The sequence below is a fragment of the Henriciella mobilis genome (genome assembly GCF_003576315.1).
Taxonomy (GTDB): Bacteria; Pseudomonadota; Alphaproteobacteria; order Caulobacterales; family Hyphomonadaceae; genus Henriciella; species Henriciella mobilis.
The window spans coordinates 336,713-336,916 of sequence record NZ_QWFZ01000039.1; the positions used below are offsets into that span (position 1 = coordinate 336,713).

At 68.6% G+C, this 204-nt stretch carries 1 pseudogene; it reads right to left on the reverse strand.

What is annotated here, in order from left to right:
* Positions 1-204: pseudogene (locus D1227_RS20295) on the reverse strand (hypothetical protein); the annotation flags it as partial.

Consider the following 204-nt stretch of genomic DNA (forward strand, 5'->3'; position numbering starts at 1 on the left):
AACAGTCCAATTCCGGTATGATTCCAGTCTGGCGCCCAAAGCCGCCAGAAACCCGCCCGGCGCGAGCCGCAGCCAGGGCGATCGCGGCGCGAAATTCGTCCAGTCATCGGGGTCCGGCCGGTCGCCCGCCACTTGCAGCGTGATCACCAGCCGCCCGTTTGGCAGCACGGCAACACCCAGCATCCCGACCGGGTTCGCGGCCCG